This is a genomic window from Citrobacter sp. wls757 (assembly GCF_005280935.1).
In the GTDB taxonomy this organism is placed as follows: Bacteria; Pseudomonadota; Gammaproteobacteria; order Enterobacterales; family Enterobacteriaceae; genus Citrobacter; species Citrobacter portucalensis.
In genome coordinates, this window is the sequence record NZ_SZWU01000060.1 from 517,416 (window position 1) to 518,066 (window position 651).

Annotated in this window: 1 protein-coding gene; it reads left to right on the forward strand. The window is 54.4% G+C overall.

Annotated features, from left to right (window positions below; all coding sequences use genetic code 11):
• Positions 1-614 (forward strand): DMT family transporter (locus FDW94_RS24440; RefSeq protein WP_249358593.1); only part of this gene is annotated, 614 nt, incomplete at its 5' end.
• Positions 615-651 lie beyond the last annotated feature (37 nt).

Sequence of the window (651 nt, forward strand, 5' to 3'; positions counted from 1 at the left end):
CCATGCCATTCTGGGTGGTGATTATGGCCGCCATTTTCCTCGGTGAACGCATGCGGCGTTTACAGTATTTCGCCATTACCGTGGCGGCAGCGGGATTATTGCTGGTTTTACAGCCATGGCAACTGAACTTTGCCTCAATGCAGAGCGCGCTACTGGCGATCCTTTCTGGGATCAGTTGGGGGGCCAGCGCGATTGTCGCCAAGCGAATGTATACCCGCCATCCGAATATCGATCTGTTAGCGTTGACCGCATGGCAGATGCTGTATGCCGCGCTGGTGATGAGCCTGGTGGCCTGGCTGGTTCCACAGCGAGCTCCAGACTGGCAACCTGTCGTTTTCTGGGCATTAGCTTATAGCGCCGTGCTGGCGACGGCGCTGGCATGGAGTTTATGGCTGTTTGTGTTGCGTAACTTACCAGCCAGTATTGCCAGCTTAAGTACGCTGGCGGTACCTGTCTGTGGCGTTCTGTTTTCCTGGTGGTTGCTGGGTGAAGAGCCTGGCGTTGTTGAAGGCTGCGGTATTGTGCTGATTGTTGTTGCGCTGGCTATCGTCAGCCTGAAAAAACGCGTCTCCCAGGTTCAAAGCGTACGAAAAGCACCACCCTGCGAAAATTAATCGGCTAAACAGGATCACCATCATGCAAAAAGACGCG